The 17,048-nt window shown below is 68.8% G+C and carries 15 protein-coding genes; 6 read left to right on the plus strand and 9 right to left on the minus strand.

The genetic code is table 11. The features are described from left to right. Positions 1 to 24: 24 nt before the first annotated feature. Positions 25 to 1,434, minus strand: a complete 1,410-nt coding sequence (locus R9X41_RS06350; RefSeq protein WP_318634037.1) for an amidase — start codon at positions 1,432 to 1,434, stop codon at positions 25 to 27. After that, a complete protein-coding gene (locus R9X41_RS06355) occupies positions 1,431 to 1,619 on the minus strand; it encodes a hypothetical protein (protein ID WP_318634038.1) in 189 nt (62 codons plus the stop codon). The genes R9X41_RS06350 and R9X41_RS06355 overlap by 4 nt, the downstream gene beginning before the upstream one ends. 323 nt (positions 1,620 to 1,942) lie before the next feature. Between R9X41_RS06355 and R9X41_RS06360 the strand changes: the two genes are divergently transcribed. Then, entirely contained in the window at positions 1,943 to 3,838 is a 1,896-nt protein-coding gene (locus tag R9X41_RS06360) for a TRAP transporter large permease (protein WP_318634039.1), read from the plus strand. Positions 3,839 to 3,879: 41 nt separating this feature from the next. Here the strand turns inward: R9X41_RS06360 and R9X41_RS06365 are convergent, their stop codons facing one another. Both R9X41_RS06365 and R9X41_RS06370 read right to left on the minus strand, forming a co-directional pair. Beyond that, a complete protein-coding gene (locus tag R9X41_RS06365) occupies positions 3,880 to 4,698 on the minus strand; it encodes an IclR family transcriptional regulator (protein ID WP_318634040.1) in 819 nt (272 codons plus the stop codon). A gap of 98 nt (positions 4,699 to 4,796) precedes the next feature. Then, on the minus strand, positions 4,797 to 5,807 hold the full coding sequence (locus tag R9X41_RS06370) for a TRAP transporter substrate-binding protein (RefSeq protein ID WP_318634041.1): 1,011 nt from the start codon (positions 5,805 to 5,807) through the stop codon (positions 4,797 to 4,799). 410 nt (positions 5,808 to 6,217) lie between these two features. Here R9X41_RS06370 and R9X41_RS06375 point away from each other — a divergent pair, with 410 nt between their 5' ends. Beyond that, positions 6,218 to 8,365, plus strand: a complete 2,148-nt coding sequence (locus R9X41_RS06375; protein WP_318634042.1) for an ATP-binding protein — start codon at positions 6,218 to 6,220, stop codon at positions 8,363 to 8,365. Positions 8,366 to 8,516: 151 nt separating this feature from the next. Here R9X41_RS06375 and R9X41_RS06380 read toward each other — a convergent pair whose 3' ends face one another. Beyond that, the gene (locus R9X41_RS06380; RefSeq protein WP_318634043.1) at positions 8,517 to 9,281 is read right to left on the minus strand and encodes an SDR family oxidoreductase; all 765 of its coding nucleotides are present in this window, start codon (positions 9,279 to 9,281) and stop codon (positions 8,517 to 8,519) included. A gap of 103 nt (positions 9,282 to 9,384) precedes the next feature. Here R9X41_RS06380 and R9X41_RS06385 point away from each other — a divergent pair, with 103 nt between their 5' ends. The 3 genes from R9X41_RS06385 to R9X41_RS06395 all read left to right on the plus strand — a co-directional run bounded on the left by R9X41_RS06385 (position 9,385) and on the right by R9X41_RS06395 (position 11,672). Continuing rightward, the gene (locus tag R9X41_RS06385) at positions 9,385 to 10,293 is read left to right on the plus strand and encodes a helix-turn-helix transcriptional regulator (RefSeq protein WP_318634044.1); all 909 of its coding nucleotides are present in this window, start codon (positions 9,385 to 9,387) and stop codon (positions 10,291 to 10,293) included. Between the two features lie 31 nt (positions 10,294 to 10,324). After that, on the plus strand, positions 10,325 to 10,912 hold the full coding sequence (locus R9X41_RS06390) for a TetR/AcrR family transcriptional regulator (protein WP_318634045.1): 588 nt from the start codon (positions 10,325 to 10,327) through the stop codon (positions 10,910 to 10,912). Between the two features lie 151 nt (positions 10,913 to 11,063). Then, positions 11,064 to 11,672 (plus strand): DUF308 domain-containing protein, encoded by a 609-nt coding sequence (locus tag R9X41_RS06395; protein WP_318634046.1) that lies wholly within the window; start codon positions 11,064 to 11,066, stop codon positions 11,670 to 11,672. Positions 11,673 to 11,688: 16 nt separating this feature from the next. On the opposite strand, the gene R9X41_RS06400 is transcribed toward R9X41_RS06395, so the two are convergent. Then, the gene (locus tag R9X41_RS06400; protein ID WP_318634047.1) at positions 11,689 to 12,549 is read right to left on the minus strand and encodes an NAD(P)-dependent oxidoreductase; all 861 of its coding nucleotides are present in this window, start codon (positions 12,547 to 12,549) and stop codon (positions 11,689 to 11,691) included. Continuing rightward, complete coding sequence (locus R9X41_RS06405; RefSeq protein ID WP_318634048.1) at positions 12,546 to 13,175, minus strand: TetR/AcrR family transcriptional regulator; 630 nt, start codon at positions 13,173 to 13,175, stop codon at positions 12,546 to 12,548. Before R9X41_RS06405 ends, R9X41_RS06400 begins: the two co-directional genes overlap by 4 nt. A gap of 216 nt (positions 13,176 to 13,391) precedes the next feature. Between R9X41_RS06405 and R9X41_RS06410 the strand changes: the two genes are divergently transcribed. Further along, on the plus strand, positions 13,392 to 14,534 hold the full coding sequence (locus R9X41_RS06410; protein ID WP_318635164.1) for an MFS transporter: 1,143 nt from the start codon (positions 13,392 to 13,394) through the stop codon (positions 14,532 to 14,534). Positions 14,535 to 14,552: 18 nt separating this feature from the next. Here R9X41_RS06410 and R9X41_RS06415 read toward each other — a convergent pair whose 3' ends face one another. Both R9X41_RS06415 and R9X41_RS06420 read right to left on the minus strand, forming a co-directional pair. Then, positions 14,553 to 16,073 carry an FAD-dependent monooxygenase gene (locus R9X41_RS06415; protein WP_318634049.1) on the minus strand — a complete coding sequence of 507 codons (1,521 nt, stop codon included), beginning with the start codon at positions 16,071 to 16,073 and terminating at the stop codon, positions 14,553 to 14,555. Between the two features lie 3 nt (positions 16,074 to 16,076). Beyond that, on the minus strand, positions 16,077 to 17,021 hold the full coding sequence (locus R9X41_RS06420; protein ID WP_318634050.1) for a LysR family transcriptional regulator: 945 nt from the start codon (positions 17,019 to 17,021) through the stop codon (positions 16,077 to 16,079). Positions 17,022 to 17,048 lie beyond the last annotated feature (27 nt).

Here is a 17,048-nt window from a genome sequence, read left to right on the forward strand (position 1 = left end):
CGTGAGAAAGGGGATACGGGCGCATCAACCAGCGAGCGTGGCGGCGATGGCGGCGGGGGCCGGCCGCGCGCACCGCGCGGCACCGGCCTGCCAGCCGCTGGCCGACTCCAGCAGCGTGGCGCCGCGCAGCAGCGTCGCCTCGCGATGGAAGCCGGCGGCCAGCTGCAGGCCGATCGGCAGGCCGGCGTGGTCCAGCCCCACCGGCACGCTGATCGCGGGGTGGCCGGTCACGCTGTAGAGGCTCGCCTGCACCGCCTGCGAGCGAAGGAAGCTGTCGCCGAAGGAGTCGAGCCGGGGCGCGGTGCGCAGTACCGTGGGGTTGAGCAGCAGGTCGCATTGCCCGAACGCCGATTCGACCGCGTCGCTCAGGCTGCGGCGCAGCCGCTGCGCGTCGAGGTATTCGCCCGCGTCCAGAGTGGCGCCCAGGGCGAAGCGGCGGGTGGAGGTCACGCTGTAGTCGTCGAAGCGTTGGGCGAGGTCGGCCCGGTGTACCGAGAAGGCTTCCGAGAGCATCACCACCCAGTTGCAGGCGTAGAACTGCGCGTAGGGCGGCAGCTCGACATCCACCACGCTCAAACCGAGCGCGCGCAGGGCGGCGATGCAGCGCTCCAGCGCGGCGGCCACGTCCGGCTGCAGTTCCGGTGATGCAGCGAACTGGCTGCGCGGCACGCCGATGGTGATCGGCCGGGCGGCGTCGTGGCCGGTGCAGGGCGCGCGGCGCGGCGCCATGGCCTGCAGCGCCAGGCGGGCGTCGTCGACGCTGGCGGTGATCGGGCCGCAATGGTCCAGCGACCAGGCGAGCGGGAAGATGCCTTCGCGCGATACGCGGTCGTAAGTGGGCTTGAGGCCCACCGCACCCGACCAGGCGGCCGGCAGGCGCACCGAGCCGGCGGTGTCGGTGCCGATGGCCAGCCGCACGAAGCCCGCCGCCACCGCCGCGCCGGCGCCGGAAGACGAACTGCCCGGCGCATGCGCCAGGTTCCAGGGGTTGCGCGCGGGCGGAAATGGCAGGTCGAAGGCTGGCCCGCCGAGCGCGAACTCATGCGTGGCCAGCTTGCCGAGCAGCACCGCGCCGGCCTCGGTCATGCGGCGCACGACGACGGCGTCGTCGGCCGCCCGGTGCGCGAGCCGCAGCCGGGAGTGGCAGGTGGTGGCTTCGCCACGCACGTCGATCAGGTCTTTCACCGCGTACGGAATGCCCTGCAGCGGGCCGCGATCGCGGCCCTCGCGGAAGTCCGCATCGGCGGCGGCGGCTTCGGCCAGCGCACGGGCGGTGGTGAGCGCGGTGAAGGCGTGGATGCGGGTGTCGTGCGCGGCCACCAGGTCCAGGCAATGGCGGGTCAGCTCGACCGAGCCGAGCGACCCCTCGCGCAGCCAGCGGCCGAGCGTGGCGATGGAGGGCAGGCCGGCAACCCGCAGTCGTTCGAGGCTCATGCGCCGGCACCTTCACGGTCGAGGGATGGCGGCGGTGTCCAAGGTTGCGCGGCCAGCGGCGTGGACTGGACGAGGGCGACGAGGGCGCGCAGGTCTTGGTGATTGCGCGTGAATTCGGCGTGGCGCTCCGGCGGCACGGCGATGCCGTGGCGGGCGAGCAGGTCGGGCCAGTCGGGCTGGCTCATCGGATCGCCTGACGCACCGGCGCGGGGAATGACAGGAGCCGGCGCACCAGCAAAGGGAGTCGGGCACCGTTATCTGGCCAGGTTTTTAGTAAGAAGTCCATATGGTGGAATTTTGGTTTGTAGGAATTCACAGGATTTTTTCCTGGGCAGCCCTGCGTTTTTTCCAGTGGAGGATGACACGGTTTTGGCAATCGATTCGACAGGTTGGCGCGAATCTCGCTTCATCGGTTGCATGAATCATACCAATTGGATGTCCACTATATGGAACTAATGAAACGCAGTGCGGATGCCCGCCTCCTTGCCCACCTGCCGGGAGCGCGGCGATGAGCGCGCATGTCGTCGAAGGCGTCATGCCCCGTCCGGCCGATTCCCTGCCGCCGGCTCCCGCATCCGGCCTGCTGCCGCGGGTCGAGCGCGCCGTGGAATGGGTGGTGGAGCGCGTGGCGGCCCTGCTGCTGGTCGCCGAAATCGTGGTGCTGTTCGTGGGTGTCTGCGCCCGCTACGTGTTCCATGCGCCCATCACCTGGACCGAGGAGACCGCCACCACCCTGTTCATCTGGCTGGCGATGCTGGGCGCGGTCATCGCCATGCGGCGCAGCGAGCACATGCGGCTGGGTTTCGTGCGCGACCAGTTCGGCGAGCGCAGCCGGCGCTGGGTGGACGCGACGGCGTTGGCGGTGGTGATGCTCTTCCTGGGGCTGCTGGTGTGGCCCGCCTTCGAATACGTGATGGACCACGCCGCCATCACCAAGCCTTCGCTCGGCATCAGCGACGGCTGGCGCGCCGCGGCCCTGCCGGCCGGCATCGTGCTGATGCTGCTGCTGGCCGTGCGCCAGCTGCTGCGCGAGCACACGCTCGACCGGGTGGCCGGCGCCTGCGCGGTGGTGCTGGTGCTCTCGGCGGCGCTGTATGCGGCGCAGGGGCTGCTGGCGGAGCTGGGCAACCTCAACCTGCTGCTGTTCTTCGTGGCGATCGTGGGGGTGTGCATCGCCATCGGCGTGCCGATCGCCTTCGCCTTCGGCGCGGCCACCGCCGGCTACCTGGCGCTGGTGGCCGACATCCCGCTGGTGCTGTCGGTCAACCGGCTCGACGAGGGCATGTCGCACATCATCCTGCTGGCGATTCCGCTGTTCGTCTTTCTCGGCCAGCTGCTGGAGGCGACCGGTATCGCCCGGGTGCTGATCACGCTGATCGCCGCGCTGGTGGGGCACTACCGCAGCGGGCTGTCGTATGTGTTGCTGGGCAGCATGTATGTGGTGTCGGGCATCTCGGGCTCCAAGGCGGCCGACATGGCGGCCATCGCGCCCGCGCTGTTTCCGGAAATGCGGGCGCGCGGCGCGAAACCGGGGCGGCTGGCCGCGCTGCTGTCGTCCTCGGGGGCGATGTCCGAGACGATTCCGCCGAGCCTGGTGCTGATCGCCATCGGCTCGGTCACCGGCGTATCGATCTCGGCGCTGTTCGTGGGCGGACTGCTGCCGGCGGCCGTGGCGCTGGGCGTGCTGGCGGTGTTCGCCTTTTTCGAGGGGCGGCGCGACACGGCGGCCGCCTTGCCCAAGGCCAGCGGCCGCCAGATCTGGCAGGCGCTGTGGGTGGCGCTGCCAGCGCTGGCGCTGCCGGTGATCATCCGCTTCGCGGTCACCGACGGCATCGCCACGGCCACCGAGGTGTCCACCATCGGCGTGCTCTATGCGCTGATCGTCGGTCTTCTGGTCTACCGCCGCTTCGATGTGCGCCGCATCCTGCCGATGCTGGTGGAAACCGCCAGCCTGTCGGGTGCCATCCTCATCATCATCGGCATGGCCACCGGCATGGCCTGGGCGCTCACCAGCAGCGGTTTTTCCGACCAGATCCTGGACCTGATGCGCGCCATTCCGGGCGGGCGGACGGGCTTTCTGGCCATCTCCATCCTGGTCTTCATCGTGCTGGGCAGCCTGCTCGAAGGCATTCCGGTGATCGTGCTGCTCGGGCCGCTGCTGTTCCCGGTGGCGCGCGCCATGGGCATCCACGAGGTGCACTACTCCATGGTGGTGATCCTGGCCATGGGCGTGGGTCTGTTCATGCCGCCTTTCGGCGTGGGCTTCTATACGGCCTGCGCCATCGGCAAGGTGCCGCCGGACGAGGCGATGCGCTTCATGTGGCCTTACCTCGCGGCGATGCTGATCGCGCTGGTGCTGGTCGCGGCCTTCCCCTGGCTGTCGATCGGGTTCCTGGTGCGCTAGGCGCCCGGGCGGCGAAGGTAAACCTTCCGCCGCCCGGTTGCTCAGGCTTGCCGACCCGCCAGCTCCAGTGCGGTGATGGCGCGGGCTTCTTCTTCCAGGAGGCGCCGGGCCTGCAGCAGGTCGTCGCCCTGCAGGCGGGAGGCCAGCGTGGCCATGCTGAGCGCGGCGATGATCCGGCCTTCTTGGTCGAACACCGGCACGCCGATGCCCGACATCTCGGGAATCATCCGGCCCGGATTGAAGGCGTAGCCGGTGCGCTGGGCCTCGCGGATGTCGCCCAGCATCTGCTCGATGGTGATGCCCGGGTAGGGCAGGTTGGGGTTGTCGCGCACCAGGGCGTCGATCTCGGCCTGCGGACGGAAGGCCAGCAGGGCCAGTCCGCCCGCGCTGATGCCCAGCGGGCGGCGCTCGCCGATGTTGAGCGTGAGGATGCGGATCGGGTAGTCGCCGACCACGCAGTCCACGCAGATCGAATCCCATCCGGAAGGAATGCTGAGGTAGATGGTGTTCTGCGTGGTCGCGGCCAGGCGGTGCAGCGAGGGTTCGGCCAGTGCGCGGATGTTCTGCGTACGGCTCGCCGACAGGCCGACCGCCAGCGACTCGGGGCCGGGCAGGTAGACGCGGGCGTCATCTCCCACCTGCAGAAAGCCTTCTTCCACCAGCGCCGCGAGGATGCGGTGCACCGTGGGTTTGGTGAGCCCGCTGGCGTCGACCGCCTCGGTCAGCGTGATGCCGCCGGTGCGCGACACCGCGTACTTGAGCACCCGCAGGGCCCGCTGGATGCTTTGCGCGCCCTCGGTTTCCATGGGGGCGTTGCCGAACGGCAGCGCGCCGGGCGTGGGGGAAGTCTTGCGCTTCATCCGTGGAGTCTGTCTGGTGGTGGTTGCCGGCGGGGCGCGATGCCGGCCCTGCGCGGCCGCCGGCGCAGGCGCTGGGCCTGCCCGGTGCGGTGTGGTCTTCAGGCCAGTTTACCGGTGTATTTTTCCATCGCGGCCCACAGATCCGGGCGGTAGTTGCCCTGCGCCTTCTTGTAGAAGCCGGCTGCGCTCAGGCGGTCGCGGAAGTCGCTGCTCTTCACGTCGACGAACTGCATGCCCTTGGCGGTGAGGTCGGCGCGCAGGCTCTGGTTGAGCCGCTCGGAATTGGCGCGCTGCGACACTCCGGCCTGGTCGACCGCCTTCTCGATGGCGGCGCGTGTCTTGGGATCCATCTTTTCCCAACGCGACTTGTTCACGATGATCCACATGCCGTCCCACATGTGATTGCTCATCGCCACGTATTTCTGCACTTCGTACATCTTGGAGAAGAAGATGGGCGTCAGCGGGTTCTCCTGGCCGTCGGCCACGCGGGTCTGCAGTGCCGAATAGGTTTCTGCCCAGGAGATGTTGGCGGGCGAGGCGCCCAGCGACTGGAAGAGCGAGACCCAGATCTCGGCCGGCGGGATGCGGATCTTGAAGCCCTTCAGGTCGTCCGGGCTGGCGATGCGTTTTTCGGACGAGGTGATCTGCCGGAAACCCATGTCCCAGATGCGCCCGACGCAGTGCAGGCCCTTGGCCTCGATGTCGGCCTGGAGCTGCCTGCCGAGTTCGCCGTCCATGGCGGCCCACACCTTGTCGTAGCCCGACCAGGCGAAACCCACGCCCGTGACCGAGGTGCTCGGCACCAGGTTGGACAGCACGATGCTGGAGATGGCCACCATGTCGAGCGCGCCGGCGCGCACCTGCGACAGCATGTCCATGTCGGATCCGAGCTGGCTGTTGGGGAACACGCGCAGGTCGACGTCGCCGCCGGTGGCCTCCTTCAAGGTGGCGGCGGCCTCCTTGGCGCCCAGGGTGACGGGGTGGTCGACGGCAGTGACCGAGCCAAACTTGAGCGTGGTCCTGGCGGCGTGCGCCGGCAGCCAGGCCAGCGAGCCGGTGCTGGCGAGCAGTGGCGCGGTCTTGAGAAGGTGGCGGCGGGAAAGAGTCATGGTGGCCTCGTCAGTTGATCCGTAATGTGGAACGTAATTTTGGTTAGCGGCGAAATTCGGTTTTTACTCCGAGTAAATTCATTCATCGAGGTCCATAATATGGATTGTCAATGCGTCGCTGACCACAATTAGCAAAATCGATGCCTGCGCTTTCAGCGTGGAGGAGCCGGCCGCACCCGTTCCTGGTGCATGGCGACAAAGCCACCGATCCGCGGAAGGGCCAGCCGGCCGGTCGCATGAGATGCGTGCAACCCTGTCACAACGAAGTGCAATCGGTACCTTTAGCGACAGCTTCTGATTGCGCCCTTCGTAGACTGAAAGTCCGCTCGTGCTCCAAGCCGGGCTATCACGCTCGGTCGACAACTGACGCTGGCGTGGCCATCCAATCCATTTCCGGGGGAGCCGAGCCAGTGAAAATCCTGACGTCTCCAGACCAGTCGCCCGCCGGCATCACGTCGTCGCCCTACGCGTCCATCGAGCGAGAGAGGCGAGCGTTGCGTGCGATCGCGCTTGGCCAACCACTCAACGCGGTGCTCGACGAGCTGCTCAAGACCGTGGAGGAGCAGAGCGACCAGCACATGCTGACCTCGATCCTCATCGTCACCGAGGACGGCAAGCACCTCAAGCACGGGGCCGGGCCGAGCCTGCCGGCCGACTACAACGCCGCGATCGACGGCATTCCGCTCGACGAAGGCGTGGGTTCCTGCGGCACCGGCGCCAAGCGCGGAGAGCCGGTGTATGTGGCGGACATCGCGAACGATCCGCTGTGGAAGGACTACCGGGAGCTCGCCCTCGCCCACAACCTGCGTGCCTGCTGGTCCTCGCCCATCAAGGACGTGGACGGCAAGGTGCTCGGCACCTTCGCCATCTACTACGACGCGCCGCGCTCGCCCAATGCGGACGACCTCAACGCCATCGCGCAGATCACCCAGACGGTGAGCCTCGCGCTGGAACGCTACCAGCTCGACCAGAAGCAGCGGCAGACGGAAAACGAGCTGCGCTTCTGGAACAGCTCGCTCGAAAGCCAGGTCGAGGCCCGGGTGCGCGACCGCGACCGCAGCTGGAAACATTCGCCCGACCTGCTGGCGGTAGTCACTTCGCAGGGCGAAATCGAAAATATCAATCCGGCGTGGGAGGCCACGCTGGGCTGGACCGAGGCGGAGCTGCGCGGCCGCAGGATCTCGGAGCTGTTCGACGACGGCGACAAGGACGCCTTCGACGCGGTGATGCGCAAGGTGAACCACGCCATTCCGATCTTCCGCTTCGAGAACAGGATCCGGCTCAAGGACAACTCCTACCGCAGCGTGTCGTGGTCTGCCGTGCCGGAAGGCGCCAACGTGTATTTCAGCGGCCGCGACATCCAGCCCGACAAGGACGCCGCCGAGGCACTGGCCAAGGCGGAAGAAGCGCTGCGCCTGACCCAGAAGATGGAAGCCGTGGGCCAGCTCAGCGGCGGCCTGGCGCATGACTTCAACAACCTGCTGGCCGGGGTTTCGGGCAGCCTCGAACTGATCCACCGGCGCATCCAGCAAGGGCGGCATGCGGACCTGGAACGCTACATCGGCGTGGCGCAGGGCGCCGCCCGCCGGGCGGCGGCGCTGACGCAGCGGCTGCTGGCTTTCTCGCGCCGGCAGACGCTGGCGCCCAAGCCGATCAACCTCAACATGCTGACCACCGACATGGAGGAGATGCTGAGTCGCACCATCGGCCCGTCGGTGGAGCTCGAGATCATCGGCGGTGTCGGCCTGTGGGGCGCGCTGGCCGACCAGAGCCAGGTGGAGAACGCGCTGCTCAACCTCTGCATCAATGCGCGCGACGCCATGCCCGACGGCGGCCGGATCACCATCGAGACGAAGAACCGCACCATCGAAGAGCGCGAGGCGATGGGCATGGGGCTGTCCAAAGGCCAGTACGTGCAGTTCTCGGTGCGCGACAACGGCAGCGGCATGCCACCGGAGGTGGCGGCGCGGGCCTTCGATCCCTTCTTCACTACCAAGCCGATCGGCATGGGCACGGGGCTGGGTCTTTCCATGGTCTACGGTTTCGCCCAGCAGTCGGGAGGCCAGGCGGTCATCCATTCGAAGGTGGGCGAAGGCACGGTGGTGTGTGTGTGGCTGCCGCGCCAGGACCTTCCGCAGGAGGCGAGCGGCGTGCCGGAAATGGCGCCGGCACCGGAGCCGGCGGCCGATGGCCAGACGGTGCTGGTGGTGGACGACGAGCCCTCGGTGCGCATGCTGATGACCGACGTGCTGGAGGAAGAGGGCTACACCGTGCTGATCGCGGGCGACGGCCAGGAGGCGCTGAAGATCCTGCGATCGGCGCGCCGCATCGACGCGCTGGTGACCGACGTGGGGCTGCCCGGCGGGCTCAACGGCCGCCAGGTCGCGGACGCGGCGCGCATCCACCGGCCGAGCCTGGAGATCCTCTTCGTCACCGGCTATGCCGAGTCGGCGGTGCTCAACCACGACAGTCTGGAGAGCGGCATGCAGGTGCTGACCAAGCCCTTCGACCTCGACACCTTGCTGCACCGGGTGAAGGGCATGGTCGAGACGGCCTGAACGTTCGGCCCGGGTCGGGCCGGCGGTTCAGTACTTCCAGTCGAGGGTCACGCTGTTGCACGGTGCCGCGAAGTAACCCGAGCCCCGGGACACGCCGGCACTGCAGCTTGCCCGCCCAAACACGCCACCGCAGCGGCGTGCGCAACCTTTGTCAGACCAGGCGTGTCGGCCGGGTCTGGGCCCAGGCCACGGCGTCGTCGCCGGCTGGTTGCGCGATCGGGCAGTCGGCCTGCGTCGCGGCGCGCCAGATGGCCTCGGCCACCTGCGGGCTGGTGGTGACGGGGCCGTCGTAGCTCTGGAAGCCTTCGAGCACCTGGGCGAGCATCGGCGCGTATTCCTCGGGCGGCGGCACCATCGAGCGCGGCATCGCGTTGGCCGCGAACTGCGTCGATTGCGCCATGCCCGGCAGCACTACGCGCGCCTGGATGCCCAGGGGCGCGAGTTCCAGGGCCAGCGATTCGGTGAAGGTCACGACGGCCGCCTTGGTCGCCGCGTACACCGCCAGCAAGGGCAGCGCCTTGAGGGTGACGGTGGAGGCCACGTTGACCACCACGCCCTGGCGCCGCGCACGAAACTGCGGCAGCACCGCGCGGGTGGTGGCCATGAGCCCGAGCACATTGGTCTCGAAGGTTTCGCGGCAGAGCGCGCTCGATTGCGCTTCGAAGGCGCCGAGCAGGCCCACGCCGGCGTTGTTGACCAGTACGTCGATCGGCCCGGCGGCGGCAATGGCCATGGCGATGCTGGCCTCGTCGGCCACGTCCAGCGGCAGGACGCGCAGGCGCTCGGAAGCCGGGAGCAGGTCTTCGCGCGGTGTGCGCATGGTGGCCACGACGTGCCAGCCGCGATCGAGGAAAAGTCGGGCGGTTTCCAGGCCGAAGCCGGAGGAGCAGCCGGTAATGAGCACGGTCTTTTTCATGGTGGTTATCCTGTGAAGTTGGAGAAAAAAAGCGACTCTAGGCTGTCTGAAGCGGCACATCTACAATAGGAAATCCATGTTTTGTTGTAGATAGTCCGAAAAAATGGCTGATCCACTCGCCGACTTCGTGGCTTTGCTGCAGCCCCGCATGCACTACACCAAGGTGGCGGGCGCCGCGGGGGAATGGGGCGTTTGCTGCCCCGAATCAGGCGAGCCGATGTTTCTGGTGATGCTCGAGGGCGTGGTCGACATGCGGGTCGGCGGCATGGAAACCCTGCCGCTGGAAACCGGCGATTTCGTGCTGATCCCCTCCAGCCTGCCCTTCGTCATGACCAGCCGCGGGCATCCGCGGCCGGAGCAGTTCTTTCCCGACCCGGTACGCCTGCCCAACGGCGAGATGCGCTGCGGCGATCCGCAGGCCGAGCCCGACGCCCGCATGCTGGTCGGCCATTGCAAGCTGGGCTCGCCCGACGCGGCCCTGCTGTTGTCGCTGTTGCCCAGGCTGATTCACATCCGCGAGCAAGCGCGGCTGTCGACGCTGATGCGCCTGGTGGTCGACGAGTCGCGCAGCCAGCGACCGGCGCGCGACGTGGCCATGGACCATCTGCTGAAGCTGCTGTTCATCGAGGCGCTGCGCTCGCCGGGCGATGCGGTGGCCTCGCCGGGCTTGCTGCGTGGCCTCTCCGACGAGCGCCTGTCGCAGGCGCTGCGCAGCTTCCACGAGGCGCCGGACCGGTGCTGGACCGTGCCGCTGCTGGCCGAGCGGGCGGCGATGTCGCGGTCGAGTTTCTTCGAGCGCTTTCTGCGCTTCGTGGGTGTGCCGCCGATGCAATACGTGCTCGCCTGGCGCATGGCCCTGGCCAAGAGCCTGCTGAAGCACGGCGCCGCGCAGATCGCCGAGGTGGCGGCGCAGGTCGGATATAGCTCGGCGAGCACTTTCACCGTGGCCTTCACCCGCCATGTCGGAGTACCGCCGGGGCGGTTCGCGCGCTTACCGGCAGCGGAGGCTTGACCTAAACCGACTAGTTGGTAGACTGCGCGGCATGGAACTCGAACTCTCACCGCGTGCTGCCGAAATCGTCGCCTGCGCCCAGTCGCTGCTGGTGGCGGGCGGCTACAACGGCTTCAGTTATGCCGACATCTCGGCGGCGGTGCAGATCAGCAAGCCCACCATCCACCATCACTTTCCGAGCAAGGCGGAGCTGGTGCAGACGGTGGTCAAACGCTACCGGCAGCAGGCGCGCGACGGCATGGCAGCCACCGACCGGGCCATCGCCGACCCCGTCGGGCGGCTCGAGGCCTACACCGCGTACTGGGAAGCCTGCATCCGCGACGGCACCGCCTCGCTATGTGTGTGCGCGATGCTCGCGGCCGAAATGCCGGCGATCCCGCCCTTGGTCGCCGACGAGGTGCGCGGGCATTTTTTCGACCTCACCGGCTGGCTGACCACCACGCTCGAGCAGGGTGTAGCCAGCGGCGCGTTCCGGCTGAGGGCATCGCCCCGGGCCGATGCGATGGCGCTGATGGCGACGGTACACGGCGCCATGCTGGCGGCCCGCGCATACGGCGATCCGGCGATCTTCCGCACCATCGTGGCGCCGTCGATGGCGCAGTTGTCGGGCAAGGCCTGAGGCCGGAGCGCTCGGGTTTCCGTCTCCTTTTTTTAATTGTTCAATCTACCAACTAGTCGGTTGAAGCTTCGATGTCGGAAGCGTCTGCGGCGCCGCTTTCGTCCATTCCCTCATGCGCCCACGTCGCGACCCGCTCGCACAGGATCCATCCATGTCTTCTCCCACCGCCAAGCGCTACGAAGTTCCGACCGGCAGCGCCACGACATCCACGAACGCGCCCTGGCTGCAGACCTACTACTTCTTGCGAGCGGGCTTCTCCATCGTCTGGGTGCTGCTCGCCTTGACCGTTGGCCAGCACCTGCCGGTGCTCGCGATGGCGCTGCTGGTGATCTACCCGGGGTGGGACGCCGTCGCCAACTACCTTGATGCCCGGCAGAGCGGCGGGCTCCGGCGCAACCCGAGCCAGATGCTCAACGTGCTGGCCAGCGGCATCGTCACGCTGGCGATCGCTGCGGCGCTGAACTTCGGCATGCATGCGGTGCTGGGCGTGTTCGGCGTATGGGCCGGCCTGTCGGGCCTGCTGCAACTGGCCACCGGCGTGCGGCGCTGGAAAACGCACGGCGCGCAGTGGCCGATGGTGCTGAGCGGCGCGCAGTCGACGCTGGCGGGCGTGCTGTTCATCCAGCGCGCGACCAGCCCGCATCTGCCGGCCATCACCGACATCGCGCCGTATGCGGCGGTCGGCGCCTTCTATTTCCTGGTGTCGGGCGTATCGATGGTGGTGGCCGATCTGCGGCGCCGCCGCAAGGCGTCTGCCTGACGTCGCGCAGCAGGCATCACGTCGACCGGCGGCCGACCTCGGCCAGCGCCGACCAGTCCTGGTCTGCCCGGCCGGCCCGCACCGCATGCTGCAGCCGATCGCGCACGACGGCCGCGCCGGGCAGGTCCACGCCCCGGGCCTTGGCTGCGTCACCGGCGAGCAGCGCGTCCTTCAGGCCCAGCGCCAGCCGGAACCCCGGCTCGTAGCGGCGCTCGGCGATGTTGCGGCCGTAACGCTGGTAGCTCGGGCAGGCGAACAGCGTCTGGGTGAGCACCTCCAGAAAATCCGCCGCCGGCAGGCCGTAGGACTCGGTGAGGGTGGCGGCCTCGGCCATCGATTCGATGGCCATGGTGATCATCATGTTGCCGGCGATCTTGGCGATGGCGGCACGCACCGGGTCGTCGCCCAGTCGCCAGGTCTTGCGGCCGATGGCGTCGAAGAGCGGCTGCACCCGCCGCACCGCCTCTTCGGCGCCGGCGGCGAGGATATTGAGCTCGGCCCGCGCCGCGACCGCCGGCACGCCGAACACCGGTGCCGCCACGTAAGCCACACCGGCCTGCCGGTGCAGCGGCTGCATCTCGGCGACGAGGGCGGGGGAAACGGTCGACATCACCACATGCACCGGATCGCCCGTGGCCGACGCCAGCGCGCCGCTGTCGAGCAGCACGGCACGCACCGCCGCGTCGTCGGCCAGCATGGTGATCACCACGTCGTGACCGGTGAAGGCCTGCGCAGGCGAGGCCAAAGGCGCGACCCCGGCGAGCCCGGCCACGGCCTCGGGCCGGCGCGCCCAGGCCGAGACCTCGTGGCCGTTTGCGACGAGGTGCGGCACGATGGCCGCACCCATGGCGCCGACGCCGATGAAGGCGATCTTCATGCCCGGCTCCCCGATGCCGGACGCGCGGCGTCCCAGAGCCGCATCACCTGCGTGACGGCGGCATCGAGCCGATCGGCATCGACGCCGTCGCGCGCCAGGGTGGAGACGCCGGTCAGAAAGCCGTCGAACACCATCGCCAGCGCCTGGGTATCGGTGTCGGCGGCCAGCTGGCCGCTCGCGACTCCGCGCCGCACGCAGGCCAGCAGGCCGGCGCTGGTTTCGGCGCGCGAGTCGTGCAGCGGCTGAGCGACGGCGGCGTTGGCCGGGGAGGGCGCACTCATCACGCCCAGCGACACCATGCAGCCTCGCGGATGGTCGGGGCCGCACTGCATGGCGGCCGAGCGTCGCAAGGCGGTCTCGATCGCGTCGCGCGGTGCGAGGGCCGCATCGTGCAGGCAGGCGGTGACCTGGCCATGGGTCGCCAGGTATTGCGCGACAGCCTCCTGAAAAAGCCCTTCCTTGGAGCCGAAGGCCGCGTAGAAGCTGGGCGCGGAGATGCCGCCGCCGAGGCTGTCTTTCAGCTGGGCGAGCGAAGTGGCATCGAAACCGTGTTCCCAGAACAGGTGCATGGCCTGGGTAACGGCGGCATGTCGGTCGAAGGCGCGGGGGCGGCCCATGGTGGCCATGACGGTCTCCTGTTGAATCGAGTTAAATACTAATCGGTACAAAAGTTGTTGACAAGCGTTGGACGGCAAAACTACATTTGTATCGATCGATATATAAATGGTATTCGCATGACATCAAAGATTCTGGAACCTTCCTCGCCCCGCAACCTGCCGTCCGCTCTGCCTGCCCGTCCGAAGACCGACGACCTGCCTGTCGCCGCGTTGCTGGCACTGGCCATGACCGGCTTCATCTGCATCGTCACCGAAACCCTGCCGGCCGGTTTGCTGCCGCAGATCGCCACGGGCCTGGGCGTGTCGCAGGCGTTTGCCGGCCAGATGGTCACCGCCTACGCGCTCGGCTCGGTCATCGCCGCCATTCCGCTGACCATCGCCACGCGCGGCTGGCGACGCCGCCACGCCTTGCTGCTGCCCATCGTGGGCTTTCTGGTGTTCAACAGCCTGACGGCGGTGTCGTCGAATTTCTGGCTGACCCTGGTCGCGCGTTTCTTCGCGGGAGCCTCGGCGGGCCTGGCGTGGAGCCTGCTGGCGTCGTATGCGCGGCGCATGGTCGAGCCGCGCCAGCAGGGCCGGGCGCTGGCGCTGGCCATGGTCGGCACGCCGATCGCGCTGTCGCTCGGTGTGCCGCTCGGCACGCTCATGGGAAGCCTGGTCGGCTGGCGCAGCGCGTTCGCCATCATGTCGGGGCTGACGCTGGTGCTCATCGCCTGGGTGCTGGCCAAGGTGCCGGACTATCCCGGCCAGGGCGACGAGCGCCGGTTGCCCTTGTCACGGGTGCTGGTGACGCCGGGGGTGCGGCCCGTGCTGGCCGTGGTCATGGCCTGGATGCTGGCGCACAACCTGCTCTACACCTACGTCGCGCCCTTCGTGGCGCGGGCCGGGTTGGGCGAGCGTGTCGACCTGGTGCTGCTGGTGTTCGGGCTTGCCGCGCTGGCGGGCATAGCCCTCACCGGCCGGCTGGTCGACCGCCATCTGCGGGCTTGCGTGCTCGCCAGCCTGGCCGCGTTCGGCGCCGTGGCGATCGGGTTCGCGGTGGCGGGCCAGTCACCGGCGGCAGTGCTGGCAGGGGTGGCGCTCTGGGGCCTGAGTTTCGGCGGTGCCGCCACGCTGCTGCAGACCGCGCTGGCCGATGCGGCGGGCGACGGCGCCGACGTGGCGCTGTCGATGAACGTGGTGGCCTGGAACAGCGCCATCGCCGGTGGCGGATTGCTGGGTGGTGTGCTGCTGGATGCGTGGGGACCGCAGTCTTTCGCCTGGGCCGTGATCTTGCTGGCAGGGCTGGCGCTGGGCATCGCCTGGACAGCGCGGCGTGACGGTTTTCCGGCCGAGGCGCGCCACTCGCCGACGGGCGCCGGGCACTAAAAAACGGGGGGGCGCGCGTCAGGACCCGCGCGCCGGACCGAACCAGTCGACGCAGGCCTTGTCCAGTGCCGCCTCGTCGGCCCGCTCCTGGGCGGCCCAGGCCACCACGCCGTCGGGGCGAACAAGCACGGCGCGAAGGCCGAGCGTGTTCCGGGCGGCGCCCGCCACATGGCGGATGCGACCATTCCAGCCGGCGGCGCGTTCGCGCAGCAGCGCGCCCGGGTCGAAGTCCAGCAGCAGGCCATGGCCGCTCCGCAGCAGTTGGCCGACCGTGGTGTCGTCGCCGAAAGTGAAGTCCGGCACGCTGCAGCCCACGAGCGGATGAGCGTCGCCCAGCGGGTATCGCAGCTTCGCTTCCCACACCCGTTCGGCCATGTAGGTGGCGCCGTCCGTCGTCGCGACGAGGTCGCGCAGGATCGCTTCGAGCGCACGCGAAGCCGGGCTCGGCCGCATCACGCCGACCTGCGCACGCGACCAGTCGAGCACCTGCGCGCCGACCGGGTGTCGTTCGCTGAAGTAGGTGTCGAGCAATGTCTCCGGCAGGTCGCCGCGCACCACGGCCGCGAGCTTCCAGCCGAGGTTCATCGCATCGCCCAGGCCGAGGTTCAAGCCCTGGCCGCCCAGGGGCGAATGGATGTGGGCGGCGTCACCGGCCAGCAGCAGCCGGCCTTGGCGGTAGGTGCTGGCCTGGCTGGCGCGATCGGTCCAGGTGCTTGCGAGGTGCAGCGCGTTCAGCACCACGTCGACACCGGACACGCGCCGCAATACCGCCTGCACCTGTTCCCGCGTGATCGGCTGCGTGCGGTGGAAGGCGCCGCCGTCGAAGTCGACCATCGCGATGGTGCCGGGCGGCTGGTAGGTGTACATGCCCTGCGGCGTGTAGTGGCGGCCGGGGGCCAGCAAGGCGGGGTCGGCGAGCTCGATCTCGACCGAATAGCCGGTGAATTCCGGCTCGGTGCCGACGAAGGCGAAGCCGCCGAGCTTGCGCACCGTGCTGCGGCCGCCGTCGCATCCGACGAGCCAACGGGCGCGCCAGCGTTCCGGCCCCGCGTGGATGGTCACGTCGTGCCCGGTCTGCTCGAAGGCCGTGACGCCGGCACCGCGGCGGATCTGCACGCCGAGCGCGGTGGCACGGTCTGCCAGCACGGTCTCGATGCGCGCCATCGTGGTCGGCTTGCCCCGCGCCGCCGGGTTGGGCAGGCGGTAGGGCCAGCGGGATTCGTCGATGCGGTCGTCGAAGAACGGGATGCCGGCGAAGTGGCCGCCGGCCGCGCGCTTCTGGCGGGCCCAATGCGCGTTCTGCATCGCCTCGACCGGCGCGACGACATCGTCGAGCAGGCCGCGCCGGTACAGGGCTTCGACGCTCGGAATCGACAGGCCGCGCATGCCGAAAGGCAGGCGCTTGAGCGGGGTGCTCGCATCGTCGGCCTGCTCCAGCACCGCCACGGAAAGCCCGGCCAGCCGCAGCTCGCAGGCGAGGAACAGGCCGACCGGGCCGGCACCCGCGACGACGACATCGAAAGAAGTGCAATCGTGCATGCATCAACCCGCGTGCGGGCCGGTCGCCAAACCAGGGAGCATAGGCGCTCGGGCGGCTTGCATCCGGGGCGCGCACAGGGTCGCCACCAGATGTCCGAGCTGCCGGTTGCCGGCGATCGCACCTTTGCGGATGCAGACGCGGTGGTGGCGCGGCGCCCAGGCATCGGTGAGTTCCACGGCCACCATGCGGCCGACTTCCTGTTTCTCCAGGGCCGACGCCGGAACGATGCTGACCCCCGCACCGGAGGCCACCAAGCCCATCACCGCGTCGAAGCTGGCCACCTGCACCCGCACGTCCAGCCGGCCGCCGAGCGAGGCGGCCTGGTTCATCAGGTAGGTATGCAGGGCCGACCCGTTCTGCAGGCAGATCCAGGGCTGGTCGAAACAGTCGGCGAAACGCACGCTGGCCTGCCGGCTCAGGCGGCTGCCCGGCGGCACGATCAAGACGAAACGGTCTTCGCGATAGGGCAGGAAATCGAGCTCGGGATGGTCGGAATCGACCGCCACCACGCCGATGTCGGCGCGGCCCTGCGCCACCGCCAGGATGATGTCGGTGCCCAGCCGTTCCTCCAGCGTGATGCGCACCGAGGGATGGTGGGCGAAGAAGCGCGCCAGGTCGTCCGGCAGGTGGAAATTGACCACGTTGTTGTTGGCGAAGAAGGTCAGGTGCGTGGTCAGCCCCAGGGCGTAGGGCGACAGGTCGGCGTGCATCTGTTCCAGCCCCGCCACGCACTGGCGTACGTGTTCCAGCATGACGTTGCCGGCAGCGGTGAGGGCCACGCCGCGTGCGCGCCGCACGAAGAGCGAAACGCCCAGCGCTTCTTCGAGCCCCTTCAGGCGCAGGCTGGCCGACGAGGCGGCCAGATGGGCGCGCGCCGCGCCGCGCGAGAGGCTGCCTTCCTCGGCGATGGCGAGGAAGACGCGTAGATCGACCAGGTCGTAGTGCATGCGTTTGCCTTTGGCGAATTCGTGTTT

Origin of the sequence: Xylophilus sp. GOD-11R, assembly GCF_033546935.1 — a bacterium.
Classification (GTDB): domain Bacteria; phylum Pseudomonadota; class Gammaproteobacteria; order Burkholderiales; family Burkholderiaceae_C; genus Xylophilus.

What these genes read in the sequence shown, in the direction of transcription:
- R9X41_RS06390 (WP_318634045.1), top strand. Translation starts at nt 10,325, where the DNA reads ATGGAACTCGAACTCTCACCGCGTGCTGCCGAAATCGTCGCCTGCGCC.
- R9X41_RS06410 (WP_318635164.1), top strand. Translation starts at nt 13,392, where the DNA reads ATGACCGGCTTCATCTGCATCGTCACCGAAACCCTGCCGGCCGGTTTG.
- R9X41_RS06395 (WP_318634046.1), top strand. Translation starts at nt 11,064, where the DNA reads ATGTCTTCTCCCACCGCCAAGCGCTACGAAGTTCCGACCGGCAGCGCC.
- R9X41_RS06370 (WP_318634041.1), bottom strand. Translation starts at nt 5,807, where the DNA reads ATGACTCTTTCCCGCCGCCACCTTCTCAAGACCGCGCCACTGCTCGCC.
- R9X41_RS06385 (WP_318634044.1), top strand. Translation starts at nt 9,385, where the DNA reads ATGGCTGATCCACTCGCCGACTTCGTGGCTTTGCTGCAGCCCCGCATG.
- R9X41_RS06360 (WP_318634039.1), top strand. Translation starts at nt 1,943, where the DNA reads ATGAGCGCGCATGTCGTCGAAGGCGTCATGCCCCGTCCGGCCGATTCC.
- R9X41_RS06355 (WP_318634038.1), bottom strand. Translation starts at nt 1,619, where the DNA reads ATGAGCCAGCCCGACTGGCCCGACCTGCTCGCCCGCCACGGCATCGCC.
- R9X41_RS06400 (WP_318634047.1), bottom strand. Translation starts at nt 12,549, where the DNA reads ATGAAGATCGCCTTCATCGGCGTCGGCGCCATGGGTGCGGCCATCGTG.
- R9X41_RS06415 (WP_318634049.1), bottom strand. Translation starts at nt 16,073, where the DNA reads ATGCACGATTGCACTTCTTTCGATGTCGTCGTCGCGGGTGCCGGCCCG.
- R9X41_RS06420 (WP_318634050.1), bottom strand. Translation starts at nt 17,021, where the DNA reads ATGCACTACGACCTGGTCGATCTACGCGTCTTCCTCGCCATCGCCGAG.
- R9X41_RS06380 (WP_318634043.1), bottom strand. Translation starts at nt 9,281, where the DNA reads ATGAAAAAGACCGTGCTCATTACCGGCTGCTCCTCCGGCTTCGGCCTG.
- R9X41_RS06405 (WP_318634048.1), bottom strand. Translation starts at nt 13,175, where the DNA reads ATGGCCACCATGGGCCGCCCCCGCGCCTTCGACCGACATGCCGCCGTT.
- R9X41_RS06350 (WP_318634037.1), bottom strand. Translation starts at nt 1,434, where the DNA reads ATGAGCCTCGAACGACTGCGGGTTGCCGGCCTGCCCTCCATCGCCACG.
- R9X41_RS06365 (WP_318634040.1), bottom strand. Translation starts at nt 4,698, where the DNA reads ATGAAGCGCAAGACTTCCCCCACGCCCGGCGCGCTGCCGTTCGGCAAC.